The following is a 24,080-nucleotide window of genomic DNA, read 5'->3' on the forward strand; positions in this document are numbered from 1 at the left end:
CGTCTCCTTCAGCTGCAGGTGGTCAGGGTGCGTGCGAGCGCGTGCTCGTCGTCGGTGGCGATCGACAGCTGCCACTTCGTGGCCACGGTCACGAACGACGCCGCGTAGCTGCACGCGTCGCCGGTGTTCGCCGGCATCCACTCCGCGGGCCCGGAGTCGGACTTCTCTTCGTTCGCGGGCCCGTCGACGGCGACCAGGTTCGTCGCCTGGTCGTTGGCGAACATCTCCCGCTGCTTCGGCGTCCAGGACGCGGCGCCGTGCCGCCATGCGTAGGACAACGGGACGCGGTGGTCGATCTGCACGGCCAGGCTCGACGTGTTTCCACGCTCGAACGTGATCGTGCGGCCCGTGTACGGGTCGTGGAGTGTCCCGGAGAGCACGACGCACTCGCGGGTGCCCGGCTTGATCACGACGGCCGTGAGGTCGCGGCGGAGGACGTCGTTGCGGGTGTCGCAGCCGTTGCGGTCGGTGTCGGCCCACGCTGGACCGAACGCGTCGCGGTCGTAGCGCGCCGGCACGTACGCGTCGGAGATATCCAGTGCGCGGAGATCTCGCAGCGCCTCGCCCGCGGACACCGTGCTCGAGGGCGACGGCTGCTCCGTCGACGTCGACCGGATCTCACCGGTCGCGGTCGTGGGGTGCACGTAGGGTGCGGCGATCGTGCCGACAGCCGCGGCCGCGAACAGCGCGGCCGCCGTGACGAGCTGCTGCTTCGTGCGGCGTCTCACTGGGGGTCCCCTTCCCGGTCATCGTGGTGGCCCTCCGGTGCGGTGACGTCGTGGAGGATCTGCCGTACCCGCGACGGGGAGAGGCCGGCTTCCTGCGCGACTCGGTGGGCGCCGACCGTCAGGGCGGCCTCGGCGATCGCGAGGTCGCGTGCTTCTCGGGCGACCTTGTACGCGGCGACGGTCCGGTGGACTTCGTCAACCCCGCCCGTGACAGCGCCGACGATCTTCCCCACGACGCTCACCAGACCCGCACCGTCATCGGCTGCCCGGCGCCGGCGCAGGACACCACGAACGAGTTGATGCTCATCAGGTACGGGGAGTCGTACGAGGTGTGCAGCCACTGCTCCGCCCACGTCAACACGTCGTCGAGGGTGTTGAGCTCGGAGGCGTGCTCGTGGACCTGGAGGTCGTCCGCGATGCGTGGTCCGGATCGCAGGACCCACTCCTCGAGCGAGGGGGTCTGCTCGAGGATGAGCCGCTCCATTGCGATCATCCCGGGATGCTCCTCGAGCACGTTGGTGCGGTCGGAGAGGCGGCCGCGGAACAGCACGCGGCCGCGGAGCTCGGGGCCGGGCATGGATGCCGGCACGTCGCCGGCGTCGACGACGGGGCCGGTCCACACGGAGAGCACGGGCAGGTCTCGGGAACCGTCTGCGTCGAACGGGTCGATGTCGTGCCCGATCGTGAACCGGTGCACGGGCTCTGCGGCCTGCAGGTGGTTGAGGGCGTCGCCGATGGTGCGGTGCTGCAGCCGGACGCGGTCTCGGCCGGGACGGCCGTCGACGTCGATCCAGCGGTGGAGGACGAGCACGTGGTCGGTGCTGCTGCGGTCGGGGAAGACGGAGTAGTCCGGCAGGGCATCCCCCCGCAGCGGCGAATGCAGCCCGCCCGTGGGTGCGGTCAGTCCGCCCCAGCTGACGGGAGCGTGCTCCTGCAGCTGGTCGAGGATCTCGAACGTGACGGTCGCCGCGTCGAGCGGCATGGTCAGGGTGCTCATGAGGCGTCCTTGCCGAGGGTCAAGGGCTCCGTGGTAGAGCCGAGGTCGATGTGCTGGTGCGAGCAGGGGTCTTCGAACTGGCGGAAGTTCTCCAGCGGCGTGTTGGGCCGGCACTGCACCTGGCCTGCCTGGGAGCCCTTCGGCATCACGGTGTCGAGCCACTGCAGGAACTCGATGTCCTGCTTCCCGGAGCCGAGGAGCACGTTCCCGCCGACGGCGTTGAAGTCCACGGCCACCGCGGGGTTCTTGCAGTGCAGCGACCCGGACTCGCAGTGCGTGCCGATGCCGACGCAGGGACGGTTCATGTCGCTGATCTGCACGGAGCCGTACTTGTTGAGCGCCGCGACGAGCAGCTGCAGGATCCGGGTGTCGACCTGGCAGGCGTCCTTCGTGGTCCCGTCGACGATGGGGAGGATTTCCTGCTTCACCATCTGCGGGTGGTACGTGTCGGTGAAGGTGCCCTTCTCCCACGCGGCCTTGAGGGTTTTCGCGAGCTCGACCTGGTCGCCGGGGACGTCGCAGCCGGACGTTGTCGCGGCGCCGGTGACGGCGGCGACCATTTGCTGCGCGTCGGTCCAGAACTTCGCGTAGTGGTACGGGTCGGCGTTGACCTGCACCTTGTGCGCGGCGATCGTCGGTTCGAGCGTTTCCCAGTCCGGCACCTTGACCAGCTTCGCCAGGAACGCCTTCGCGGCCTTCTCCGGGTTCAGCCGGTCGGCGCGCTCTCCGTAGCTGTCGTCCTGCTGCAGCACGCCGATGGTGGTGTTGTCGACGGCGTCGCCGTGGTTCAGGTTCGACAGCGACGACTCACCCATCGCCGCCATCACGACGATCGTGGTGGCCTGCTCGTTGGCCTTCACCTCGTGCGCGGCTCCGACGAGCCGTGCGGCCATCTTCACCTGGTCGGTGTCCCACGTGCCGACCTTCTTCGGGAGGTCCTTCGTGACCGCCGCGGTGTCGCCGGCGCCTGCACCGCACGCCGCGGCCGCGGTCGAGCCGCCACCGGAGGCTCCGAGGAGCATCCCGATGAACAGCACGATCACCGCGACGGCGCCGACAACGAACTTGACCATGTCAGTCGTCCTCGCCGGGGAGGATCGCGCGGAGCACCTTCCAGGAGCCGTTCACCTGGTTGAGCTGCACCGTGTACGTGCCGGCGTCGGTGGGGACGTCGACGATCGCGGCACCGTTGGTGCCACCGTCCTCGAGCTTCACCGTGCCGGAGAGCGTGGTCCCGGGAACCGCCTGCTGGCTGGTGCCCTCGTACGCGGCCTGCGCCTGCGTGGTGAGGTACGGCATCCATCCCTTGGCCCATGCGTCGCCGGTGACGCTCTTGTCGACGTACGCGGAGACGAACCCGGACGCCGTCCCGGTCGCGGCGCCCTCCTGCGTCGGCGTGATCGGGTCCTCCGCGTTCACCGGTGCCGTCGGCTGCGCGGACGGGGTCACCTGGCCGGGGCCGGTGACCTTCGGCTGCCCGTCGTCGCTCGTGGCCGCACCGGTGGGTGCTGCTGCGGGGACCGACACGGACGGCTGCGCCGGCGTGCTGGCGCACCCGGTGAGGGCTGCGGCGACCACCACGGCGGTGGCGATCGCGAGGCTGGTGCGGTTCACAGTGCTGCTCCCGTCAAGCCGGCGCTGGTGTCGGTGATCTGCCGTTCGAGCTCGGAGCGGAAGTGCGCGATCCGAACCTCCGCGGCGAGGCCGACCTTCTTGAAGTGCTGCCCCTTCGGCAGGGTCATCAGCTGCTCAGCCGCGCCGGGCTTCAGCCCGGCGATCTGCGCGGCCGCGACCGCGTCGTCGGCCTTCGACTGCCGGAAAAGGTGCATCGTCCCGGCCTCCTTGATGAACGCCACCGCGGGGTCGTCGGCGGGGATGTCGGAGATGTGGTGGATGTTCACCACGTTCGACAGACCGAGCGCGCGGGAGAGCTTCGCGTTGGACTGGATGACCTTCCCCATCGGCCCGCCGACGAGGAACCAGCCCTCGTCGACGCAGAACGTCGTCTTCCATCCCGGCTCGGACCGGCGGATCGTGCCGAGGGTCCACGCGTTGGCGAGCATCATCGCAAGCGGCACCGCGGGGCCGTACTCGTGCAGCTGCGAGATGTCGAACACGGTCAGCTTCTCGCCGAGCTTGACGTTCTCCGACGTCTCGCCGTCGAACAGGCCCGGCATCTCTTCCGGGAGACGTTCGAGAATGAACCGCAGCGTGAGGCCGGCTTCGTGCATGCGCTCGAGCGCGGTGGGGCTCATCTGCCGAGTGAGCTCGTCGCTGATGACACCGCAGTGGTCGAGGACGTCGTAGATGTTCACCACCCGGCCCCGGTCCCGCGCCTGGGCGGCGCCGTCGCGGAGCGCTGCCCGCAGCGCCTTCCGCTCCCACGTGTCCAACGGGGTGCCGTCGTTCAGGAGCGCGGCCGCCTGCTGCAGCACCATGAGGGCGCCGGTGTCGCCGGCGATGAACCGGGTCTGCGACAGTGCCGGGTCGAGCATGTTGATCCGGGACCCGTCTCGGTCGCCGAGCGCGAGCCGGATCGGGTCGACCCCGGCGGTGTGGGCGACGTTGGTGTACTCGCCCCACGGCTCCGTCGGGGACTGCTGCTTCTTGTCGACGACGACCACCCGGCGACGCAGGAGCGTCAGAGCGCGGAGGACGTAGTCGCACTTCATCAGCGTCGACTTGCCCACGCCGACGTCGCCGGCTTCGACGACGTTCGGAGAGTCGACCAGACCCAGCGCGTACGCCTGGAACTGATCGTTCACGCTCGGCGTCTTCGACAGCGTCTCGACCCCGGACAGCAGGCCCTCGAACTGCATCGGGGATTCCAAGATCCCCTGGTTCAGCACCTCGACCTGCCGCGACGTCGACGGGGCACCCTTGACGGGGCCGCCGTAGTAGCCGGTTCGCTTCAGGATCCGGTTGCGCGGTTCGACGTAGCCGCGGGGCTCGAGGCGGGGGAACTCCCAATCGCCGATGGGGAGCTGCGTCTGCTCGAGCACGGTGGTGTCGGTCATCGGTTCGTTCCTGTTCGTTCGACGGTGGTGTGCTCGCTGGGCTCTCGAAGGTGGCGGCCGCTCACAGGGCTTCCTTCGCTTCCTTGCCCTGCGCGAACTGCTCGACCTTCGAGCCGATCGACACGTTCGCCGGCGCGATGCCACGGCCGACGGGCCAGGTGAACGCGTTGGCGGTGGCGGAGTCGACCTCCAGCCACTCGAGGGTGCGGATCCCGGCTCGGCTCGCGGCGTCCTCGATGAGCTCGGAGACGTCAGCCAGGCCGCGTTCGGTGCCGTCCGTGACGGTGATGTAGCCGACCCAGTTCGCGCCGACGTGGCCGGTTCCCGGGATGAGGTCCTGGTGGCGGCGCCGAGCGGCGTCGGCTTCGACGTTCAGGGCGACGTCTTCGATCTGCCCGTCCTTGTCGCGCTTGATCTGGTCGGCGATGTCGGAGACCCGGTCCTGCTCGGAGAGGTGGCGGGCTTCGTCCTGCGGGGATCCTTCGATGTGCCAGGCGATCGTCCGCACCACCTGGGACTGCATTCCGCCGAGCAGCGGCGCCATCCACAGCGCGTTCCGCTCGACCACTTCGAGGTTCTTCGCCGTGATGCGTGCGGTGCGTGACAGCGACACCGACACCTGACCGCCCTTGGGTGCGCCGACGTACGTCGTGTACGACCACGCGTCTTCGGAGGGCAGCCACCCGGTGGTCGGGGTGACGTCGGCGACCTGCTCCATTGGGAAGCCGGGGTGCTGCATATGTCGGATCACCGCGGCGGTCTGCCGGGCGGTCATCGCGTGCACGTTCTTGTAGCCGGCGCCGACGAGCATGCGCCGCATCCCCTCGATCTCGTTCGCCATGAACAGTCGCCACCCGAGCGCCGCGTCGCCGTGGCGGGCGGCCCGGCGGACGAACCGGTCCGAGACGGGCCAGGAGACGGTGAACATCGGCCGCTGCATGAGCTGCCCAGCGGCGACACCGTCGACGACGTCTTTGTAGGAGTGCAGCAACACCGCGGGGACGCTGCTGTCGCCGTGCTCCGCCATCCACGCTTCGTGCTGCGCGGAGTCGGTGGGCATGTTGCGGCTGATGGTCTGGATGCGCTTGGCGAACCCGAGCGGGTCCCCGAGCGACGCGACGACGGCGGAGAAGCCGGCGGAGGCGACGTCGAAGACCTGGTCGGTCTCGATGCCGGTGACCTGCCCCGTCGTGGTGAAGGTGACCGCGAGGTACTCCTCCGCTTCCGGGGTCTGGTGCCACTGGATCCCCGGTTCGCCGACACCGTCCTGCAGCCACAGCATCCCGGAGACCCCGTCCGGGGTGTCCCGCATTGCGTGGAGCTCCTGCATGGACTCCCGCTTCTCCTCGCGGGTGCTCGCCTCGGCCCACCGGTCGGTGAGCATGTCCCAACCGTCCTGGTCGAACGGGACGAACTTCGTCGTCCCGCGGCGGAGGCGCTCCTTCCACCGAGCGGTCTTCATCCGGCGCTGCAGGATGGTGTTGTTCGCCGTGTCGATCGTCGCGAACCACGCGGCCCCGATGAGGACCACGCCAACCAGCAGCGCCCAGAGCCCCATGACGAACACGAGGACGAGGGTCAGCGCGACGCTCGATCCGAGCGCCCAGAGCCGGGGCTTGGAGATCCGACCGCCGAAGAGGCCACGGTGGGCGCTGTCGCCGCCGATGATCGAGGTGCGCATGCTCATGCCTCCTGGTGGGTGCCGTGCTCGACGGCCTGCTCAGCGGCCGTCGACGCGGCTTGCGAGGCCTGCTGCGCGACCTTGAGTGCCGAGTTGGCCAGCAGCATCCCGACGGCCAGGGGCGCGCCGACACCGGTCGATGCGGTGCCCGCCGCGGCCGCGGCTCCCGCTCCTCCGGCAGCGCCGGCACCCGCACCTGCGGCTCCGGCTTTCCCGGCAGCACCGGCTGCGCCGGCTGCGTGCTTGCCGGCCGTGCTCGCCGCTGACGCGGTCGCGTTGACTGCGCCGCCGCCACCGCTCTGTCCGGTCGGCTGTGACGCCGCGGTCTGGTGCGCGGTCTGTGGGGCGTGGGATGGGGTGTTCGGGATCTGCGGCGCCACCTGTGGCGGGGTGAACCCGCTCGTTCGGGACGTGCCGCCACCGCCGCCGGGGCGCGGGATGAACTTCAGCATCGACAGCGGCGCGAACACGACGATGAAGGAGATGACCGCCGGCACCGCGAGGTTCACGAACGTCTGGATCGGGTTGACGAGCTTGCCGAGGGTGCCCGGGTCGGCGGTGATCGAGATCCCGTTGATGGCGCGGAACGCCAGGCCGACGAGGAGGATCAACGCGACCTGCGTGAGACCGATGACGACCCAGATGATCGGGACGGCCTTGCCGATCTTCCGGGTGTCCGGGTTCACGATCCACACGAACCCGAGCGGCAGCACCGCGCCGACGAGGTACTGGGTGGCCAGCTGGATGATGAAGATGAACGCCACCCCGAGCAGACTCAGGAACAGGGTGCCGAGGACGAACATCGACACGATCGCCGAGTTCAGCAGCGCTCCGGCGTCATCGGCCGCGGCGAGTTCGGCGATCTTGGTGAAGAACTCTTGGGTGGTGGAGTTCACCGCCCACGCGGCGATCGAGTCGCCGGCAGCGGTGAACACCTTCGTCAGCGCGATACCGATCACCGGGCCGAACGCGGCGCCGATGAGGAACGCTGGTGCGGCGATGAAGATCGACTCGAGCATCTCCTTCGCGCCCAGCGAGCCCTTCCGGCGTCGGCTGGTGATGATGAGCAGCTGGACGGCGAGCACGAACATCGAGATCGAGAACGACACCGCGTAGGACTTCAGCCACCACTGGGCGTCGTAGTTCGGGTGCAGGGCGCTGAGCAGCCACGGGATCAGCACGCCGGCGACGGCGTGCACGGCGTCCTGCATCTGCTGCGTGATGAACCCGAGCGGGTCCTGGGCGAACTCGATGCCCTTCTTCACGCCCTCGACCGCGCCCTTGCCCTTGGCGAAGACGCCGGAGATCCACGACAGGCCTTTGGCGAGCGCGTCACCGCCGCCGCAGACGATTGCTCCTGCTTGGCATGCCATCAGCAGCCCTCCTTGTACTTGGTGCCGGACGTCAGGCCCTCGTCCCAGCCGGGAGAGGGATCGGCGTCGGAGATGACCCAGCCCTGCGCGCTGGTGGTGAGGGTGAAGGTGCCGCCCGTGTACTGGTACTTGGAGGCGCTGTCCTCGGCGGGGTCAGGTTTGCCGTTCGTCGTGGTGAGGCCGGCGAACGCGATGGTGACGGTGGTGTCGGTGCTGTCACGGACGAGGTACGCCGAACCGGACAGGTCGACGCCGTGCGTCTGCCCGTCGTCGTAGCCCGACTTCGACAGATCGGACGCGGCGAGCATCGAGTGCGCGGTGCCGTCCGTGACGTCGTCGACGGTCTCCCGCAGGTTCGGCCGGCGGTCGGGGTCCGCGGCGCTATAGAGCTGCATGAAGGCGCCGAGGAACTCCGCTGCCCCGGCCGGAGTGAACTGCTTCTTCTCGCGGAGCTCGAGCAGGTCTTTCGACGTGATGTCCGGGCCGGCGACGCAGCCCGAGGCGTAGTCGACGCCCTGGACCGGGGCGGTGCTCCCGGTGCCTGTGGGGGCCCCCGAGCCTGCCCCGGCCGGGGTGCGGGTTGTGTTCGGCGCGGCGAGGTTCGCGATGGTGACGCCGACCGCGACGAGTGCGATCGCCGCGAGGATCCCGACTGGGATCAGCCACCACCGGCGGCGTCGCCGGGGCTGGGATGCGGTTTGCTTGCTCATGTGCGATTCCCCTCGCTGGTGTGGACGGCTCAGCCGTTGACGGCGTTGAGGATGAACCCGAAGATCGCCGGGACGATGATGATCCCGCCGGTCATCAGGGACGTGCCGAGCACCTCGCCCTTCGCGGCCTCCGCCTTCTGCGGGTTCTTCGCGTTCTTGAAGTGCCGCAGCCTCGAGACGGCCTTGAGCAGGAAGAACGCCGAACCGAGGATGAACAGGAACCAGACACCGCCGAGCGCGATCTTCCACTGGGTGGTGAAGTTGTCACCGAGCCAGGACGGGTCCGGCTTGACGCCGTCGAACGGGTTGATGTTGGCGCCCTTCGCCGTCACCTCGGACGGCGTGTGTGCCGCGATGACGGCGCTGGTGGTCATGTTGATGACCGGGGCGAGGAGTGCGCTCATGAGCTGGGCCTTTCGGGGTTAGCCGGCGACGACGGGGAGCGTCGTTCCAGGGTTAGGAGTGTGCTGCTGGGGAGTCGTGGTGGCGGGGCCGCTGCCACGGGTCTGTGACGCTCCGGAAGAGCGAGGAGCGGCAGCCTGCGCCGGCGAGCTCGCGGCCGCGGACGGCGCAGCCGTCGGAGCCGGAGCCGGGGTCGGGGCGGGCTGCGCAGGAGCCGGCGTGCCGGGGTCGGTGGGCTGCGTGGGATCCGTGCCCGGGTCCGCAGGGGCGGGATCCGGGTCGACCGGCGTCGTCGGGTCCGCGGGGGCGGGCTCCGACGGGTCCGGGATCGGGTCCGTCGGCACCGTCGGGTCCGTGCCCGGGTCGGTTGGGTCAGTCGGGTCCGTGCCCGGGTCGGTTGGGTCAGTCGGGTCGGTCGGAACCGGGATCGGGTCCACAGGAATCGGGTCGACCGGCACGGTCGGGTCCCCGGGCAGCGTCGGGTCGACCGGCTGGGTGGGGTCGACCGGGACGTCGACGGCGATCGAGGCGTCCGGGGCGGCGGTGTCGGCGTGGCTGACGGCGGCGGGGCCGAGCGTCATGGTGGCGATCGCGGCGGTGGTGAGCGCGATGCGGGTGCGGGTGTGCATGGAGGTCCTTACTGCTTCGTGGTGTTGTCGGAGGTGGCGTAGGTGCTGATGCGGCCGTTCGTGACGGCGATGAGGTCGCCGGATCCGGTCTCGGCGACCGGGACGACGGTCGGTGCGGGCCCGGTGCGGACGTCGTCGCCGGCGACGTACGCGGTCGTGCCGTCCTGGTCGGCGCCGTAGAGGTGGTTGCCTACGAACCCGTCCGCGACGAACCCCTTGGGCATGGCGACGGTCTTCCCGGCGGCGGTGAACGCGGTTCCCTGCACCAGGAGGGTCTTCCCGTCCTGGCTGGCCGTGACCGGCTCATCCGAACTGGTGCCGGTGCTGCTGATGGCCTTGCCGTCGCGGACGTCGTGGGCGGCGAGCACGGAACCCTTCTCGCGGGTCTTCCACCGCACCCACACCGTGTTGTCGGTGGCGACGATCCACGAGGAGATCTCCGTCGCGTTCTTCGGGGCGGCGAGCTTCGCGGTGCGGGTGACGGTGCCGTTCGTGGCTGCGGTGAGGACTTCGCCTCGAGCGGAGGCCCACAGCACCTGTCTGTTCGCGGTGCCGCCCATGATGAGCGCGCCCGGCCGCGGGAAGGTGACCGGTACGGCGCCGTGCCCGGTGAGCATCGCCGCGGTGGTGTCGGTGGTCACGAACGGCACGCCGGCGCGCACCTGGAACTTGCCGCCGGTGGGGATCCCCGCCTCGAGCTGCAGCTTCCCGGCACCCCAGACGGTCGCGGCCGTCTTGGACGCGGCCGCGAGTGCCGGCTTGCCGTCGACGGTCACGGCGGACACGCCACCGACGGCCTTCCCGGGCAGGGTCAGCGTGGCCGCGGTGCGGCCCGACCCGGCGTGCAGGACGGTGACGGTGCGCCCGTGGGCGTAGCCGACGTAGTTCCCGTCGCTGGTCACGCCGACCGCGCCAACGGCGCCGCTCTTCGCCCACGTGGGCTTCTTCGCCCAGCCGGGCAGCGTCGTCGCGGGAGTCGAGGCGACTTGCGCCGTCGAGCTCTGCTGATCCTCGTGTCCGCTGCCGGCCACGAACAAGGCCGCTGTACCCACCACGACGACGACGAAAGCCGCAACCCAGACCCACCGGCGGTGACTCTCGTCGAGAAGCGGGGCAACGTCCACGCCACCTTGCTCGTCCTTCTCGGCCGAGGGGTCCACCGGTGCGTGGTGGAACCAGCTGGCGAACAAGGTCCGCAGGCTCGGATTCTCGTCCTCTGCGCTCGAGGCAGCGTCCCCCTCGACGGCTGGCGCATCGGCGGCGGCGTCGGTCGGGCGGGCGCCGCGGCCGAACAGGCCGCCGAACAGCACGCGGAGCGTCGGGCGCGCATCCGTCTCACCCACGGGCTCTTCGTGCTCCACCTCGGGCTCGTCGAGTACAGCGTTGTCGACGTCGCCGGTCCGAGCCAACGGCGTGCGCTGGACGACCTCGGCGTAGCCGGCGGCTCGTTCGGAGGAGGTGAAGATCTTCGTCAGGTCGAGCTGGCCGATCTGACGGCCGCAGCGCATGCAGAACGTGGCCTGCGGCACTGCCTCCGTGCAGAACGGGCAGGTCACGGCGGGACGCTCATCGACGTCGGCGGAGTCGTGTGTGGTGTCCGTCATCGTGCTCTCACTTCGTGATCGTGATCGGAGTACCCAGCGGCAGTCGGTTGACTGCCGTGATCGCTTCGGCGGTGAGCCGGATGCATCCATGCGAGACCGCACCGGAGCTCGTGGTGTTGAAGTGCACCCCGATCAGGCCGCCGTCCGAGCCGCCGAACGGCTCGTCCTTCGCCGCAGAGTGCAGCGACGTCAGCTCGATCGGGTGGACGCTCTGCCCCTGCTTTGGGTCGAGGTAGCGGGCCTGCAGGTACCCGGTGACACCGGTCGGTGTCGGGGTCGTCTTCGTGCCGACACCCACCTGGTAGGTGGCGACGTCCTTGCCGGCGACGATGCTGAGCGTCTGCTCGCTCACGGACACGACCACGCGGGACGGCAGCGCCTCCCCCGCGGTGAGGGCGTCCGTGCGGAGCCAAGCGGCGGTCTGCGCTGCAGCGTCACCGTTCGTGTTCGAGGGGAGCTGCTGGCGCGCCGGTGTCAGGATCAGCGTCCACGCGCCGTCCGTCCGGACTGGGACGACGGTCGTCGGATCGCCGAGGAAGTTCGTTGCAGAAAGGTGCGCCACTGCACTTTTCTGCGCGGCACCGTACAGAGCGACGTCCTTCGTGAGCGTCGCCGATCGGGTCAGCGCCGTGGTGTTCGTGCTGTCGTAGCGGATCAGGCCAGGGATCACCGCGTCGTACCGGGCCTCCGGCAGGGACGCCACCTGGGCGGCCGTCAGAGCGCGGAACGTACCGGGACGCACCGGGATCGACACCGCCGTGCTCGGCGACGCGGTCAGTGCAGAAAACTGCTCGGTCGGACGAGCCACCACGGCGACCGTGATGCACGTACCAACGACGACCACGACCACGACCACGGCCACCGCAGCTACGAGAACGTTCCGCACGATCGTTGCGCGCCAGTGGTGGGCCAGGTGCAGGCGCGCGAGGGGTCGACGCGTCTGCACCTGACCGTCGTCGCCGTTGCCGACGACGGACGCGGAACCAGAGCCGTCAGAAAGCCCGGTCCGCGAGCTCAGGGGCGGGACCGTGCTTGAGGCATCTGCCTCACACGACGAAAACCGATCCGCGCCACTCATAGCCTGAGTGTTGCAGATTTGCAAGATCAACGCAATACCGTGACCCCCGTTCAGGTTACGTCTCGCGCAGCGCGCCAATCTGTCGCAGATGTGCAGCGATCCAGTCCGCGACTGTCGCGCCGAACCGGTCGGGATCCGCGTTCCACTCCATCGCGTGCGGCGCCGGGGGGAACTGCATCACGGCTACGCGGTCCGATGCTGAGGCGAACGCCACGGTTGCCGAGAATGGCGTGGTCAGATCGCCCTCGGAGTGGATGACCAAGGTCGGGACGGACGGTTCCGGCAACGTGTCAGTGAGGTGCAATGTGACCGGTAGGCCGAGAAGGCGTGCACCGAGCCGTGAGGACAGCAGCCCGATGGCGGAAGCGGCGAGCCAGCGGGGCACACGTTGCCGGGTCATGCCGTACCGGATGGTTCGCGCCCAACTCACGACGGGTGACACGAGGACCAGGGCGTCGATCGCGGCGCCCTGCGGCCCGTGCACAGTCTCCTCGAGCGCCACGGTCGCGCCCAGCGACCAGCCCACGACGACGATGCGGGCTGCGCCCTGCGATCGGGCGTACGCGATCGCTGCGTCAAGATCGCGCCACTCCGTCTGCCCGAGTGTCGAGGGTGCACGCCCCTCCCCTGCCGCCTCACGGTCGCCGCGGTACGAGATCACGAGCGAGGTGTAGCCCGTGCCGGCGAGGGCGCTGACGCTCCGGAGGGCGGAGTCGCGGCCGGCGAGCATGCCGTGCACGTGGAGCACCCACGTCGACGAGTTCGTGCCGACGCCGGCGTACAGCCACGCTGGCTGCGTCGCGTGGTCCGTGTCGATCGCGACGTCTACCGGTTCGGTCCCGGTGACATTCGCCGCGGTGAACATGTTCCCCGCGGCGCGGCCTTCGGTGCCCCCCTCGAGCGGCGCCCGCTCGGCGAGGCGCCGCGTCACCGTGCTGCCGTCGCCGGCAACCTCCGCACCGGGGGTCAGCACGGTCAGCTTCGTCTCGTTGTCGTACAGCAGCCCGAGGATCCCGTCGAACCTCGTCAGCGGGTTGCTCGAGAGGACGACGCTCTGGCCGTCGTCGTCGACGCTCACGATCTTGGTCGGCCGAGCCCGTTGCGGGAAGACCACCGCACGGGCGAGGAACAGCACGGCCGCGGCGTACGCGGCTGCGAGAACGACGACCGCGATGACGACGATGATGAGGGCGAGCATCAGGGGGTGACTTCTCCGAGCTTCTTGGACAGCGTTCGTTCGATGAGCCCGAACACGATGCGTTCGGTCGCCGAGAGATCCTGGAGGCCGACCCTGACGCGGTCCCGAACGTTCGCGGCCGAGTCGAACGCCAGCTGCTTGTTCGACCACCCGCCCGGACGCACCAGGGCTAGCCGACCCTCTCGGTAGCTGGGGCCGTGGCCGCGGGCGTCGATCCGGACGGTCCATCGAGCAGCTGCACGCCAGAAGCTGCGCGCGCCGAGGATCCAGAAGAAGCCGCCGACGGCGATGATGATGCCGGAGAAGAACGGCTCCTCCGCCACGTAGTAGTAGTGCTCTCGGAATGCGGCTGAGACGGGCGCGAAGTGCGCGATGCCGAGGTAGATCACCTCGATGACGTCGCTGACGAGCATCAGGGACAGCCCGATGACCCAGAACACTGTGGGGATCGTTCGCCGCTCCGCCAGCATTCGGATCGTGTGGGCGCTGAGGGCGCCCATGATCGCCGTGTACAGCGTCGCGAACAGCCACACGGCTGCCTGGTCGAGACGGTCGAGCACGAAGCGTGTGGCGTCCCCTGCGGGCGCTGTGATGAGCAGGAACGGGACCGAGAACGCGACGGTCGCCGCGACGATCACCCACCACGGCAGCCGCCGGCGTTGGAACCCGCGCTCGGCAGCGACGGCGTTGTGGAACAGCGCCAGTGCCGCGACGGCCGAGGCGTCACGGACGAGCGTGAGGAGGTTCCGGGAGCCGAGGAGGCCGTCGAGGACCAGGGGTGGAGCGCCGATGACTCCATAGCTTGCGAGCGACACTGCTGCGAAGACGGTGGCCCACCATGCGGGCTTTCGCCATGATCGGTGCCGGATCACGACGACCGCGATGAGGACCAGGAGACATGCGCTTTGGATCACCCGAAGTGCTCCTCTTCCGTCGTGTCCGCGTAGGTGGTGAACCGGCGGGTGAACATGCGCGCCATCTCCTCCACGATCAACTCTTCTCGGACCGACTCAGCGTCGCCCGACTCCGAACTGTTCCGTGGGCACAGGCGGAGGAACATCCGGGACTCGGGATCCGGCTGCCTCGGACGGGTGGTGCCTGGCGGGAACCACGTTGCCGGTGCGCTCCGGACGAGCAGGTGACAGAGCTCGTGCAGGCGGCTCAGGAAGCTGTAGTAGTCGCTGTCCTGAGTCGCGACGATGATCCCGGTGAACGTCTTCGCCTCGAACAAGACGCCGGTAGTTGCCCTGAGTGGGGCGTCGGTCTCGGCGAAGACAAGCCGCCGACCGTAGATCTCGGAGACAGCGGCACACAGGTGCTCGAAGGACGCTTCTTCGGGCAGAGGCGTGTTCCACACCAGGGCCGCAGCGATCGCCGCGACCGGCTCGTGGGCGGCTTGCCCCCTGCGGCGTCCTAGCATCATGTCTCCCGTCCAGCGCTCCCCCTCAGAGAGCACTCACTTGTCTAGGATCGGGGACCCTCTTCTTTGTCGATCAGCGCGCGAATCGCAGACTCCACCGTCGCCATCTCCTCCGGCTCCAACTCGTCGAGCGAGCGAGCCGCGATCTGTGTGACGCCGAAGGAGCGCATCGACTTCGCGAACCCCAGCTGGGCGTCGATCCGCTGTGCCGCGTCCTCGGGCGTCTGCCCCAGCAGGTAGTCCGCCGGCACCTCGAGGAAGTCCGCGAGTGCGACGACCAATGAGTGCGAGCCGGCGCCGTCGACGAACGCTCGCCACTCGCGCAGCGACAGCAGGTGTCCCGTCTTGCTCAGCGCAGCACGTGCCTTCGTGTACGACTCATCGAGGTTGCCCCAAAGCCCTGCAGCTTCGAGCGCGAGCCGCGCCCTGTCCGACCGGACGACCTCGTCAACGTCGTCGACCAGGTCGAGGCCGGCGCGCTTGGCGGCACGGCCCAAGAGCTCGAGTGGATCATCGTCAATTGCCCGGCACAACGTGACCAGCTCAACGACCGTCACCGGACGCTTCCCGTTGAGGATCCGGTAGATCGTGTCATGGGTGATCGACGAGCGTTCTGCCCACGCGCGCACGTTGACATGCGCGACACCTTGCGCTGCCCGCAGCTCGGCGGCAAGCGCTCCGTGCAGGGCTTGTGCGGAAGTTTCGCTCATTGGGTCCACTCAAAAACGCTAGCAGGCGTCGGCTCTGCGCGCCTCATCGCAAAGATACAGCAGTCTTGCAATCCGGCAACTTATCCCCGAAGAGCAATGGCGACCACGTTGATGACTCCGACGGCCGCGGCTCCGGCGAGAAGTAGCCAGACCCAGGCATGCGGGGCTCTTGGTTCGAAGGGTTGTTCGGGACTGCGTGGGTGGATCGATTCGGCAGGCTGGGTGGAACGATCGGTCTGCACGGCAACCACCCTGATGCAGCTGAGCTGAAAATGAGCCGACAGTCCAACAGGGAGGATCCGGGGGAGGGGGTTGCTCTCCGGTGAATCGCGGTGCCTCCGGCAGCCATGCCCGCGCGGACATGGTCATCGATTGATCCAAGGTTCATCGTTGAACACTGTCGTTGCTGACGCGTATGCGACTCACTGCGGACGAGGCCATTTCGGCAGTCGTCGGCACGCTCGACCGGGTTGTGTGTCGTTCAGAGCAATGGGGCGCTCCGGGTTCACGGACGAGGTGGCTGCGGGGAAGTTGATACACATAAGCGTTCCGCATCCGCGCCGATAACATAGATTATGTCAACTCACGTTGGAAGCCCAACTCGGCGGGGCCCTTTGGCCGCCCGCCGACCACTCATCCCGAGCCACATACAGGACCCTCTTGCGCGTCGGAATCGCCACGGCGTCGTCCACCGATAGCACCGGGCCCACCTGCAGCCGGGCGGTTCGGCGCCGCGCCAGTCGTAGGCAGGTCGACGTTGACCTGGCGGCCATCCGTCGCGGTGACGTTCAGGTGTGCAAAGTACTCCGCCCGGCAACGCTCTTCCACAACGTAGCCGGCGTCTGCGAGGACGGTGCTGGCTTCGGTAACGGCTCGGTCGAACTCGGCCGCGTCGTAGCGATTGGTGAACAGATCGACGTCGCGGGTGAGCCGGTCCACGATGCCGTGCTCACGGATCGCTCCAGACCCGGCGAGGACGAACCCGTGCTGATCGGCGCCGCGGAGATTCGTCTGCGCTACCTCGAACTGGAGATCGCGGCTGTCGCTCACGCGGTGAGCTCCGGGAACCGGGACTCCCAGAGCGACCGAACGCGAACGGGCAGGAGCAGCTCATCCCACGTCTGCAGCAACACGTCGCGGTTCAGCAGCGCCTCCTGCACCTCCGAAGCCCCCTCGCGAAGGATCGCCTGGTACGCCTTCGTCACGCCCGAGAGCGTGTCGAGGTCGGCGTCAGACTCGGGGCCCCAGTACACGTCCAACGGGAGCGTCAGCACGCCTGAGGAGGGTCCCTGAAGGGCGCCAAGGGACTTGGGGACGTCGTAGGGCTTGATGTCCTGGTAAAGCACGCGTGGCCCCATCGGTTCTGCCTCCTCCGTCCCCATTCTCCCGCGAAACGTGCCTCGGTGGGTAGGGGCGACCGGTTGTCCTCGCCCGTGTCCCCGATACGGTGCTGAGGGTGGGCGAGATGACGACGTGGGGAAGGGTGACCGATCCGAAGACACGGTTCGGGAGCGCGCAACGACTGGCAGAGGAGACGGCCGCGCTAATAGCGGCCATGATGAACGTCGATGACTTCCAGGTCATCGTGACCGCGATCAGCGCTCCCGCCGGAACGGCACACACGCTTCCAGAGTTGCGGCGGGTAGAGGTTGCGATCAGCACGGTCGAGTACCCCGATCCTCGGATCCTCTGTGCCACTCTTGCTCACGAGCTAGCACATATTCGCTTGGACGTGCCGCGCTGGGAGCGATGGATTGATGGGGCACGAGTGCTTGCTCCGGCGCTCGGCGCGATCGTGGGCGTACTAGCCGCGGCCGCCCTGACTGCGGCGGTGGCGCATCCACAAGACATCCTTCTCTCCCAAGCGATGAGCGCGGCGGCATTCGCAGCCGCATTCGTCCCGCTGTCAGAGTTCCTGGCCCGGCGACCGCCGGGCCGCTTCCGGCCGCTCTTGGCCGGTGCAGTAGCCGTTGGGTAGCGACAGGGCGGCCGGACGTGTGATCGGGAGGGACCGACACGGCCGAGAACCGGAAGTCAGCGAAGCAGACCGCCGCCCGCAAGGCCGCACGGGAGCAGCCAGCGCAGCGCGCCGCCGAGTTCCGTCGCCGGCAGGAGCATCTCGAAGAGCTCGCCGTCGAGTACTTCGTCGCCGTCGACGCAGTCGCAGGTATCGAAGCGGATGCTGGGGAACGCGTCGCGGCGATCCGTGCCGAGACCGAGCAGCAGGTCGCAGCATCCCGCGCGAAACCCGCCGCTATCATCGGGCAGATGCTCGACACTAAGGTCACCCGCGACGAGGTCGCCGAACGCCCTGGCCTCCCAGTGCGGGAAGTAAAGCGCCCCAAGCAGGACACGACGACATCCGCTGCTGAGCGGCCGGACGAATCGGCGGCGGTCGATGACAGCGCACGAGCCGGCGCGTACGACGTCGACCGCAGCGACGACGCGGCCGCGTGATGATGTCTCCTGCCGGGTGCGGGTTCGCCCGGCCTGTCAGGTAGCCGGTCGGACTGTGGCTGCCCGCTCAGCGATGGTCGTGAGCTGCGACGCGTTCAGCTGCGATCGCGTCATCATTCCGATCGCGACAGCCGACGACACCAGCAGCCGCGCCGAAGCACGCGCGTTCGCGCGGGACCACGGATGGTCGACCGCGGACACGTCCCCCAGCTACACCGACCTCTGCCCCACACACGCGGCAACCCGACGCGTCGGGTAGCTTGCGCGGCCGGGCCGCGCTCACCAGAGCGTTGGTGTGTCGGACTCGATCCCGGTCTTGTGCGCGGCGATCGCGGCGGGGTCCCAGCCGTGATCGCGGAACGCTTCCCGGAGCGCACGCGAGAGCCGCACCCGATCCGCACGCGCGACACCCGCCGTGCGGATTGCGGTGGAGCCGTTGCGGTACCGCCCGCGCTGTACCCGCTCGACCATGTTCCCCCGATGCGTCCCCGTCGCCAGATGCGACACCGACAGGTCGATGTCGACGTGCACGCACAACGGCACGTTACAGGCGTGCAGCAGCAGGACGTCGGGCAGGAGCGCGACACCCGTCAGGTGCTCGCACAGCCACCGTTGCGGCCGCATCGCCCGCTGCCCACCATCCGGCTGTGGCACCCAGAAGCGGCCGTAGCCGTCGTCACCGATCGCACCGGTCCAGATCCAACAGTTTGCCGGCGCCGGCCCTTTGACCACGTGCGACCAGAACCGTTCTGGAGCGGTCGACGTCGACCTGGTCACGTATCGACACCGCCCCTGACCTGTTCGACGTCAAGGTGCGCGAGACCGGCTGCGAGTGCGGCCTCGACCGTCATCGTCTTGGCAGCGACGCGACGGACGTACTCGCGGAGTATCGGGTCCGTGACCTGATGGCCGGCAGCACCGAGCGCCCCGTCCGTGAACTGCACCCGCCGGTTTACCTCCGCCGCGGACACCTCACCACGATTAGCACTCATGCGCGCACCGCAGGGTCGGACGGTTCAGCGTCGGGGTCCACCCAATGCAGTAGCCGCATCGACGCACCTTGGTAGCGGCCCTTGTTCGCGTGGATGGCGCAGTCGTGGTTGTCGTGGTCGTATGCGGCCCGGTAGTACCGGTCGGCGTCGAAGTCCGCAGCGTTGAACGCGTTCCACGCTGCGTCGACCTCCGCCTGCCGGGACTCATACCCCCACCGTTGCCCCTGCCGGAAGATCGCCCACTCCCGCGCAGTGAACTCCCCCATCGGGATCTCACCCGCACCGCGATCCGCGGGCGGTGCGGCGAGCTCGTCGAGATCCGCCGGAGCCGCGAACACATCCGCAACCAACGGCTGGGGCTCCCGTGTCTCCGCTTGCGGTGCGAACACGAATGCGGGCTGCGCTGACATCAGGACGCGACACCGTGGAGCGGTTCCGGGACGGCCGAGCACACCGCCCAGGTGTCGGCCTCGTAGCTGCGGAGCTCGTCGCCGTTGATCAGCTCGATCCGGCCATCAGTGTCGAGGCCGTGGAAGGCACCGGTGACAAGTTGGTGCTGCCACTCCCCCGCGAGGGGGAACCAGCGGATGAGTCCGATGATCTCCCCTGCTGGGATTTCGAGCCCCTGGACGCGGACTCGCTTCCGCCCGGCGCTCACCGCGGTTTTCCCTGGCCGTCGGCGGATGGGTGCTGGTACTCGACCCACACTCGATGAGCGGGTGCAGCCTCGATACGGCGGCGCCATGCGGCCGTCTCGGCACGTTCACCGGCGGTCACGTCGAGGCGCGCGAGGACGTCGATGTGGTGCAGCACGTCCCGGCGGAACTGCTCCGCATCGTGCACCTGAATCTGCGGCGGCCGCGCACGCGCGTGGGCCCGCTGCAGCTCCCGCGGCAGCGCGCCAGAACCCAACAGCCACTCGTCGTCGTCGCTCGTCACCATCGTCCTAGTGCCCCCGCTCATGCACGGGCGCCGGCGTACTGCGGGAACATCCGGTCCATCGTCGCCTCGTGGCGGACTGCGCGGTCGTCCTCACCCCGGGCACGGGAAATCTCCGAGAACGTCGGCCCCGGTACAGTCGGCTCGGCGAGGGCGGTCCGGCGGCACATCTCGGCGTAGTACCGGTCTGCGTCGTGCTCTGCCTGCTCGAGGCGGGCCCGCACTCGAAGACCTCCGCCATGAGCGTGAGGGCGGCCATCTGGAACCCGACCATGTAGCCGGCCTCGTAGACCTGACGCTGCTCGTCGGACCATTCCCACTCGCGGACATGCTCGGTCGGGTCCGCGGTGGCGGCGCCGGTGACTCGGAACACTACAACGGCGTCGCCGGCGTAGAGCTCGTCGACGGCGGCACGGGTCTCGGGCCGGATGACGTCGGGGCGAACAGTGGTCGGACACTCGAGGGTCATCATCATCACGCCGCCGCGCTCGAAGCGAGCTCGCCGATCTTATCGGGGCGGAACCCGCTCCAGGAGCCGGTTTCCGTGTCGGTGACGACGATGGGGGCGTTCATGCCGAGGGTGGTCTTCCACTCTTCGATCTGCGCCTGGCCGACGTCTTCGAGGTGCAGCTCGGTGTACCCGATGCTGGCGGAGGCGAGAGCACGCTCCGTGGCCTTGCACATGCCGCATAACCCGGACTTGGTGTACACCGTGATGCTCATCAAAATCACCTTCAGAAAGATCGTGATGCGGTGGGGCCCCCGCTGTATGCTTCTATTTTATAACACGCAGGCCTATAATGCTAGCCCTTTCGGCGCATTCTTTTACTATTTTCCCGCCAGTCACACGCCTGTTGGCAACCTACGCATGCGCATTGTTTGGCACCAGGGCATGACATTTATGAACGTACAGCTGGGGCATAGATGCCAGGCCCACTTCGCCCGTGGGTCCACGCCCGTGTACGTCGATTGCGACGCGGTGTTCATCGTCGGCATGGCCGGGACGACGGTGCGGTGCCATTCGAGCCCGCCAGGGTCGTACGTCATCGCAGCATGACTCCGCCCCGGTCGGATCGAGGTCAGCCGTAGGTACTGCCGGGGTGGTCTGCTCGCCGATGGCCGCGGGGCGTTCGTAGGTGATGCGCATGCTGGGTGGTCCTCTCTAGGCTGGTGGGGGTGGCATCCTCGCTCGGCTTGCCGCCCGGGCGGGCCGCGCTGAACCTGATTCCAGCGCGGCCCGTTCCAACTCATTCCGGAGGGGTACCGGGGTGGGGTCAATGTGCTGCAGCAGGACAGCAGACGTCGTCAACTTGGGGGTTGGTGGGGCCGTCCTCGTGATAGACGTTGGTCCAGGCCGCCGCGGTGCCAGTGGAGCAGCGGACGGAGAACTTCACGCCGGGGAAGCGGAAGTCGAGTTACTTGCACAGCCTGGCTGCGACGGCCTTCGTCAGGAAGATAGTGGTAGGGATGGTAAGTCGGTTCCTTCCGAGGAGTCGGACGCTTGTGGAAGAGTGATTGAGCGGCCGGGACCAAAACATGGATTGGTCCCGGCCGCGCACCGTCACTTTCGGGGGTCGAGCGGGTTCCGGTGAGGTGCAGATGTTCGATCGTGCGCCGTGACGGCATGTCTGGCAGAGAGTGAGCCCATGAGGCTGCCACGATTTGTTCTATGGGATCTCGTCGTGGAGGACGCAACCGTGACCGGAAGCGGGCTCGGTTCAGCCGAACCGCTGCCCCGCTCGAACAGGACACCGTCAGCCTGGAGCTGACCCCCTCGGCCGCAGCCGCGACGGGCGGCGTGGTCGAGGGCCAGCTCATTGTCGCGTCCGATCCGTGGTTCGTGCAGTTTGCTGACCTCGTCGCCTGCGACGCCGAGGGCTGCCCAGAGATCGCAACGCCGGAGGCCTGGGAACTGGTCGACCTCGACAGCGGCGACGAGCTACCGGGGCGGTTTTGCGAGGAACACCAAGTCGCATGGCTGACTCGGCGACGCCCAGCGACGTAGCTCATCAATTCGTGCGACATTGCACAAAGTGAGGCACAATCATGCGTGCGCATCGGCGATGCGGCGGAGTGCTGCTCAGAGGGGGCGCATCGTCGATGCGCGCTCGATTCCGAGGGGAGCCAGTGGTGTTGTTGCGGAAGCATTCCGAAGAGATGCGTGACCTCTATGCGAACGAGATTGCGGCTGCGGTCCATGACGGCGTGCAGCCATCGCGGCTGCAGCTGGAGTCATGGGCGACGTATCACGCGGCCGCGCGCAGCGCTGACCCGGGTACCGTGTTCGCACACGCACAGTGAACGACGAACTGATCTGGGAGCCCTAGCAACCCGGCGCGGCCACAGTGGTCTCCCATGACGGACCCTACGAGCACTGCCCCCGACGATCTCGACTGGGTTATCGCCGGCCTCGCCGATAGCCTCAACGTCGACCAGCGCATCCCGAGCGCGAATGTCATGGCTCCTCGAGCCCGCCGAAGGTGATGACAGCTGCGAGCTCCATCGAGCGGCTCCGGACGGGCGAGCGGAATCTTTGCCTCGGCTGCGAGCCATCGTGTGCCCCACGCACGCCTGTCCGGCCCGATGGGAAATCTGGGGGCGGGAGAGGATATGAACCGGCGCAGGGCGGGGGCCGCTGGCTGCTGCCCCTAACACCGGTTCACCCACTCAGTCGCCGTATGCGCGTTGTTGTCCTGGTCGCTCGGCTCGGGTTAAATGCCCGCGGCTGATGAGCAGGTAGCCCTTGCGGCCAACCGGCCGAGGTAGTAGTCATGGGGACTCGACCACGGAATACGGCCCCACTCACGGTTCGTCGTGTCCTCGAATCCAGCAAGACACCACGGTGCGGGACATGCGCAGCCCCATCTGTCAGATGCTGCTCGACCCACTGGGAGAGCGTGTCACCGTCCCGCCCACTCGACTCGACTCGACTCGACTCGACTCGACTCGATGCCGTTGTAGCACGTGTGCGGTGACTATGCCGGACGCATCCCGGATCATGGCGTGACGGGTCCGCGCGACTGCAAGGAACCGGGCAGCACCCTTCGGGCCGCTTTGAGCGGGGCAGCTCAGGCCGGAACACCCCATCGGCACGGCGGCCGCTCAGCTCTTCACCTCTCGGAATAAATCGCCGGCGCGCAGCGGCGGCTTGACGTGAAGCGACCCCGGCCTGTTGGGGGAACAGGGCCGGGGCCGGGGCTGCTCAGACCGATCTTGGGGGCTGATCCGAGCGGCTGCGCTCCAGCGTGTTGAGGGAACAATCCGAGCGCGCTCTCACGGTAACGCTAGAGAACCTAGCAAGTCACCCCGATACGCTATGAGGTCACTGGGATGGGCAGCGGTGCTTGACGATCCCCACACCCCCACGTCCTCGGCATCATCTGCCCGCACTGCGTCAGCGCTTGCTGCGCTTCCACCCGGCCGAGGACGCCGTTGTAGGTGTGAATCCACGCCTGCACCGGTACCGCCGGTACCTCATCATCCATGGGACCGCCGCGGGCCTCTTGCGGAACCAAGACGGCTTCCCGGACAATCAGCGGCCCCGCGGGGGTGTGCCACCCAGCGGCGCGCTAGCGGCCGCAGGGGCCGTTTCTTGCTGTGATCTACCGGGACCCAAATGTGGGAGACGAAGCCCAGGTGGCACCGGCTACACGGAGACCAGGTCCCCGTCGGCCTGATCCATGAACCTTGAACAGGTTTGCGCGCCAGCTTGGGTGAACTGCGAACTGCAGGGCAGGCGGTCTCAGTTCTCGCGGCGCCGACCGTCCTGCACCTCACCAATCTGCCGCATCACGCGCTGCAGAACCACTTCCCGCAATTCCACGTCTGGTTGTGCACGATCGAGCCGGTTCAAGCGGCGGATGACGCTCCGACGCGCGGCCGCGAGTTCGTCGTTCGACATCCACTGCAACCGTTCGAGCTCATCGTCCACGACGAGCAGCGTAGACACTCGCGCCGATCACGCTTGACGTAGAGCGGTCAACGGTTGCTGCCGGACGTTGGTGCCACAGCGGCCGCCTCAGCTGGCCATGCTCGGCGTTCGGCAGTCGATCGGCTGTCCGTCGGACATGCCGCGACCTCGAAGGTGGGGTTGCGTCAGCTCCCCCATTGGCCGTTGACTCGACATTGGCGGCCGCGTTGGCCGG

The 24,080-nt window shown here is 68.3% G+C and carries 31 protein-coding genes; 3 read left to right on the forward strand and 28 right to left on the reverse strand.

Annotated features, from left to right (window positions below; all coding sequences use genetic code 11):
• Window positions 1-8 precede the first annotated feature (8 nt).
• The 19 genes from H7A73_RS13105 to H7A73_RS13195 form a co-directional block, all read right to left on the reverse strand.
• On the reverse strand, window positions 9-728 hold the full coding sequence (locus H7A73_RS13105) for an HNH endonuclease family protein (RefSeq protein WP_182066366.1): 720 nt from the start codon (window positions 726-728) through the stop codon (window positions 9-11).
• A complete protein-coding gene (locus H7A73_RS13110) occupies window positions 725-970 on the reverse strand; it encodes a hypothetical protein (protein WP_182066367.1) in 246 nt (81 codons plus the stop codon). Before H7A73_RS13110 ends, H7A73_RS13105 begins: the two co-directional genes overlap by 4 nt.
• Window positions 967-1,725: a hypothetical protein gene (locus tag H7A73_RS13115; protein WP_182066368.1), complete on the reverse strand. Its 759-nt coding sequence runs from the start codon at window positions 1,723-1,725 to the stop codon at window positions 967-969. Before H7A73_RS13115 ends, H7A73_RS13110 begins: the two co-directional genes overlap by 4 nt.
• On the reverse strand, window positions 1,722-2,798 hold the full coding sequence (locus H7A73_RS13120) for a hypothetical protein (protein WP_182066369.1): 1,077 nt from the start codon (window positions 2,796-2,798) through the stop codon (window positions 1,722-1,724). Before H7A73_RS13120 ends, H7A73_RS13115 begins: the two co-directional genes overlap by 4 nt.
• Window position 2,799: 1 nt before the next feature.
• Window positions 2,800-3,339 (reverse strand): hypothetical protein, encoded by a 540-nt coding sequence (locus H7A73_RS13125; protein WP_182066370.1) that lies wholly within the window; start codon window positions 3,337-3,339, stop codon window positions 2,800-2,802.
• The gene (locus H7A73_RS13130; RefSeq protein WP_182066371.1) at window positions 3,336-4,742 is read right to left on the reverse strand and encodes a hypothetical protein; all 1,407 of its coding nucleotides are present in this window, start codon (window positions 4,740-4,742) and stop codon (window positions 3,336-3,338) included. The genes H7A73_RS13125 and H7A73_RS13130 overlap by 4 nt, the downstream gene beginning before the upstream one ends.
• 61 nt (window positions 4,743-4,803) lie before the next feature.
• Window positions 4,804-6,429 carry a hypothetical protein gene (locus H7A73_RS13135; RefSeq protein WP_182066372.1) on the reverse strand — a complete coding sequence of 542 codons (1,626 nt, stop codon included), beginning with the start codon at window positions 6,427-6,429 and terminating at the stop codon, window positions 4,804-4,806.
• Window positions 6,426-7,796 (reverse strand): hypothetical protein, encoded by a 1,371-nt coding sequence (locus H7A73_RS13140; protein WP_182066373.1) that lies wholly within the window; start codon window positions 7,794-7,796, stop codon window positions 6,426-6,428. The genes H7A73_RS13135 and H7A73_RS13140 overlap by 4 nt, the downstream gene beginning before the upstream one ends.
• Window positions 7,796-8,506: a hypothetical protein gene (locus H7A73_RS13145; protein WP_182066374.1), complete on the reverse strand. Its 711-nt coding sequence runs from the start codon at window positions 8,504-8,506 to the stop codon at window positions 7,796-7,798. The genes H7A73_RS13140 and H7A73_RS13145 overlap by 1 nt, the downstream gene beginning before the upstream one ends.
• Window positions 8,507-8,535: 29 nt before the next feature.
• On the reverse strand, window positions 8,536-8,910 hold the full coding sequence (locus H7A73_RS13150) for a hypothetical protein (RefSeq protein WP_182066375.1): 375 nt from the start codon (window positions 8,908-8,910) through the stop codon (window positions 8,536-8,538).
• A gap of 18 nt (window positions 8,911-8,928) precedes the next feature.
• Window positions 8,929-9,537 (reverse strand): hypothetical protein, encoded by a 609-nt coding sequence (locus H7A73_RS13155; protein WP_182066376.1) that lies wholly within the window; start codon window positions 9,535-9,537, stop codon window positions 8,929-8,931.
• An 8-nt stretch (window positions 9,538-9,545) separates the two neighbouring features.
• Window positions 9,546-11,141 (reverse strand): hypothetical protein, encoded by a 1,596-nt coding sequence (locus tag H7A73_RS13160; RefSeq protein ID WP_182066377.1) that lies wholly within the window; start codon window positions 11,139-11,141, stop codon window positions 9,546-9,548.
• Between the two features lie 7 nt (window positions 11,142-11,148).
• Window positions 11,149-12,027, reverse strand: coding sequence for a L,D-transpeptidase (locus H7A73_RS13165; RefSeq protein WP_259362890.1), 879 nt, complete (start codon window positions 12,025-12,027; stop codon window positions 11,149-11,151).
• 247 nt (window positions 12,028-12,274) lie between these two features.
• Window positions 12,275-13,417, reverse strand: a complete 1,143-nt coding sequence (locus tag H7A73_RS13170; RefSeq protein ID WP_182066379.1) for an alpha/beta hydrolase family protein — start codon at window positions 13,415-13,417, stop codon at window positions 12,275-12,277.
• Window positions 13,417-14,331, reverse strand: coding sequence for a hypothetical protein (locus H7A73_RS13175; RefSeq protein ID WP_182066380.1), 915 nt, complete (start codon window positions 14,329-14,331; stop codon window positions 13,417-13,419). Before H7A73_RS13175 ends, H7A73_RS13170 begins: the two co-directional genes overlap by 1 nt.
• Window positions 14,328-14,873, reverse strand: a complete 546-nt coding sequence (locus tag H7A73_RS13180; RefSeq protein ID WP_182066381.1) for a hypothetical protein — start codon at window positions 14,871-14,873, stop codon at window positions 14,328-14,330. Before H7A73_RS13180 ends, H7A73_RS13175 begins: the two co-directional genes overlap by 4 nt.
• 8 nt (window positions 14,874-14,881) lie before the next feature.
• A complete protein-coding gene (locus H7A73_RS13185) occupies window positions 14,882-15,547 on the reverse strand; it encodes an XRE family transcriptional regulator (protein WP_182066382.1) in 666 nt (221 codons plus the stop codon).
• Between the two features lie 633 nt (window positions 15,548-16,180).
• Window positions 16,181-16,597: a hypothetical protein gene (locus H7A73_RS13190; protein ID WP_182066383.1), complete on the reverse strand. Its 417-nt coding sequence runs from the start codon at window positions 16,595-16,597 to the stop codon at window positions 16,181-16,183.
• A complete protein-coding gene (locus H7A73_RS13195; RefSeq protein ID WP_259362891.1) occupies window positions 16,594-16,893 on the reverse strand; it encodes a transcriptional regulator in 300 nt (99 codons plus the stop codon). The genes H7A73_RS13190 and H7A73_RS13195 overlap by 4 nt, the downstream gene beginning before the upstream one ends.
• Window positions 16,894-17,003: 110 nt before the next feature.
• Between H7A73_RS13195 and H7A73_RS13200 the strand changes: the two genes are divergently transcribed.
• Both H7A73_RS13200 and H7A73_RS13205 read left to right on the forward strand, forming a co-directional pair.
• Window positions 17,004-17,525, forward strand: coding sequence for a hypothetical protein (locus H7A73_RS13200; protein WP_182066385.1), 522 nt, complete (start codon window positions 17,004-17,006; stop codon window positions 17,523-17,525).
• Window positions 17,526-17,815: 290 nt separating this feature from the next.
• A complete protein-coding gene (locus tag H7A73_RS13205; RefSeq protein ID WP_182066386.1) occupies window positions 17,816-18,004 on the forward strand; it encodes a hypothetical protein in 189 nt (62 codons plus the stop codon).
• A 279-nt stretch (window positions 18,005-18,283) separates the two neighbouring features.
• Here the strand turns inward: H7A73_RS13205 and H7A73_RS13210 are convergent, their stop codons facing one another.
• The 8 genes from H7A73_RS13210 to H7A73_RS18240 form a co-directional block, all read right to left on the reverse strand.
• Window positions 18,284-18,781 carry a hypothetical protein gene (locus H7A73_RS13210; protein ID WP_182066387.1) on the reverse strand — a complete coding sequence of 166 codons (498 nt, stop codon included), beginning with the start codon at window positions 18,779-18,781 and terminating at the stop codon, window positions 18,284-18,286.
• Complete coding sequence (locus H7A73_RS13215; RefSeq protein ID WP_182066388.1) at window positions 18,778-18,975, reverse strand: hypothetical protein; 198 nt, start codon at window positions 18,973-18,975, stop codon at window positions 18,778-18,780. The genes H7A73_RS13210 and H7A73_RS13215 overlap by 4 nt, the downstream gene beginning before the upstream one ends.
• Before the next feature lie 17 nt (window positions 18,976-18,992).
• Window positions 18,993-19,406: a hypothetical protein gene (locus H7A73_RS13220; protein WP_182066389.1), complete on the reverse strand. Its 414-nt coding sequence runs from the start codon at window positions 19,404-19,406 to the stop codon at window positions 18,993-18,995.
• Window positions 19,406-19,654 (reverse strand): hypothetical protein, encoded by a 249-nt coding sequence (locus H7A73_RS13225; protein ID WP_182066390.1) that lies wholly within the window; start codon window positions 19,652-19,654, stop codon window positions 19,406-19,408. Before H7A73_RS13225 ends, H7A73_RS13220 begins: the two co-directional genes overlap by 1 nt.
• A complete protein-coding gene (locus tag H7A73_RS13230) occupies window positions 19,651-19,935 on the reverse strand; it encodes a hypothetical protein (RefSeq protein ID WP_182066391.1) in 285 nt (94 codons plus the stop codon). The genes H7A73_RS13225 and H7A73_RS13230 overlap by 4 nt, the downstream gene beginning before the upstream one ends.
• 20 nt (window positions 19,936-19,955) lie before the next feature.
• On the reverse strand, window positions 19,956-20,159 hold the full coding sequence (locus H7A73_RS13235; RefSeq protein ID WP_182066392.1) for a hypothetical protein: 204 nt from the start codon (window positions 20,157-20,159) through the stop codon (window positions 19,956-19,958).
• A gap of 250 nt (window positions 20,160-20,409) precedes the next feature.
• Window positions 20,410-20,658, reverse strand: a complete 249-nt coding sequence (locus H7A73_RS13240; protein ID WP_182066393.1) for a glutaredoxin domain-containing protein — start codon at window positions 20,656-20,658, stop codon at window positions 20,410-20,412.
• 551 nt (window positions 20,659-21,209) lie between these two features.
• Window positions 21,210-21,329, reverse strand: a complete 120-nt coding sequence (locus tag H7A73_RS18240; RefSeq protein WP_411469316.1) for an LPD29 domain-containing protein — start codon at window positions 21,327-21,329, stop codon at window positions 21,210-21,212.
• Between the two features lie 275 nt (window positions 21,330-21,604).
• Between H7A73_RS18240 and H7A73_RS13250 the strand changes: the two genes are divergently transcribed.
• Window positions 21,605-21,940, forward strand: coding sequence for a hypothetical protein (locus H7A73_RS13250; protein ID WP_182066394.1), 336 nt, complete (start codon window positions 21,605-21,607; stop codon window positions 21,938-21,940).
• A 1,737-nt stretch (window positions 21,941-23,677) separates the two neighbouring features.
• Here the strand turns inward: H7A73_RS13250 and H7A73_RS13255 are convergent.
• The gene (locus H7A73_RS13255) at window positions 23,678-23,866 is read right to left on the reverse strand and encodes a hypothetical protein (protein ID WP_182066395.1); all 189 of its coding nucleotides are present in this window, start codon (window positions 23,864-23,866) and stop codon (window positions 23,678-23,680) included.
• Between the last annotated feature and the right edge of the window lie 214 nt (window positions 23,867-24,080).

This window comes from Curtobacterium sp. ME12, from assembly GCF_903970855.1.
GTDB classification, from domain to species: Bacteria; Actinomycetota; Actinomycetes; order Actinomycetales; family Microbacteriaceae; genus Curtobacterium; species Curtobacterium poinsettiae_A.

Coding starts and splice junctions, on each gene's coding strand:
- H7A73_RS13130 (WP_182066371.1), bottom strand. CDS start 4,742: ATGACCGACACCACCGTGCTCGAGCAGACGCAGCTCCCCATCGGCGAT.
- H7A73_RS13145 (WP_182066374.1), bottom strand. CDS start 8,506: ATGAGCAAGCAAACCGCATCCCAGCCCCGGCGACGCCGCCGGTGGTGG.
- H7A73_RS13220 (WP_182066389.1), bottom strand. CDS start 19,406: ATGTCAGCGCAGCCCGCATTCGTGTTCGCACCGCAAGCGGAGACACGG.
- H7A73_RS13120 (WP_182066369.1), bottom strand. CDS start 2,798: ATGGTCAAGTTCGTTGTCGGCGCCGTCGCGGTGATCGTGCTGTTCATC.
- H7A73_RS13160 (WP_182066377.1), bottom strand. CDS start 11,141: ATGACGGACACCACACACGACTCCGCCGACGTCGATGAGCGTCCCGCC.
- H7A73_RS13140 (WP_182066373.1), bottom strand. CDS start 7,796: ATGGCATGCCAAGCAGGAGCAATCGTCTGCGGCGGCGGTGACGCGCTC.
- H7A73_RS13135 (WP_182066372.1), bottom strand. CDS start 6,429: ATGAGCATGCGCACCTCGATCATCGGCGGCGACAGCGCCCACCGTGGC.
- H7A73_RS13240 (WP_182066393.1), bottom strand. CDS start 20,658: ATGAGCATCACGGTGTACACCAAGTCCGGGTTATGCGGCATGTGCAAG.
- H7A73_RS13185 (WP_182066382.1), bottom strand. CDS start 15,547: ATGAGCGAAACTTCCGCACAAGCCCTGCACGGAGCGCTTGCCGCCGAG.
- H7A73_RS13155 (WP_182066376.1), bottom strand. CDS start 9,537: ATGCACACCCGCACCCGCATCGCGCTCACCACCGCCGCGATCGCCACC.
- H7A73_RS13115 (WP_182066368.1), bottom strand. CDS start 1,725: ATGAGCACCCTGACCATGCCGCTCGACGCGGCGACCGTCACGTTCGAG.
- H7A73_RS13250 (WP_182066394.1), top strand. CDS start 21,605: ATGGGATCTCGTCGTGGAGGACGCAACCGTGACCGGAAGCGGGCTCGG.
- H7A73_RS13205 (WP_182066386.1), top strand. CDS start 17,816: ATGCTCGACACTAAGGTCACCCGCGACGAGGTCGCCGAACGCCCTGGC.
- H7A73_RS13170 (WP_182066379.1), bottom strand. CDS start 13,417: ATGCTCGCCCTCATCATCGTCGTCATCGCGGTCGTCGTTCTCGCAGCC.
- H7A73_RS13150 (WP_182066375.1), bottom strand. CDS start 8,910: ATGAGCGCACTCCTCGCCCCGGTCATCAACATGACCACCAGCGCCGTC.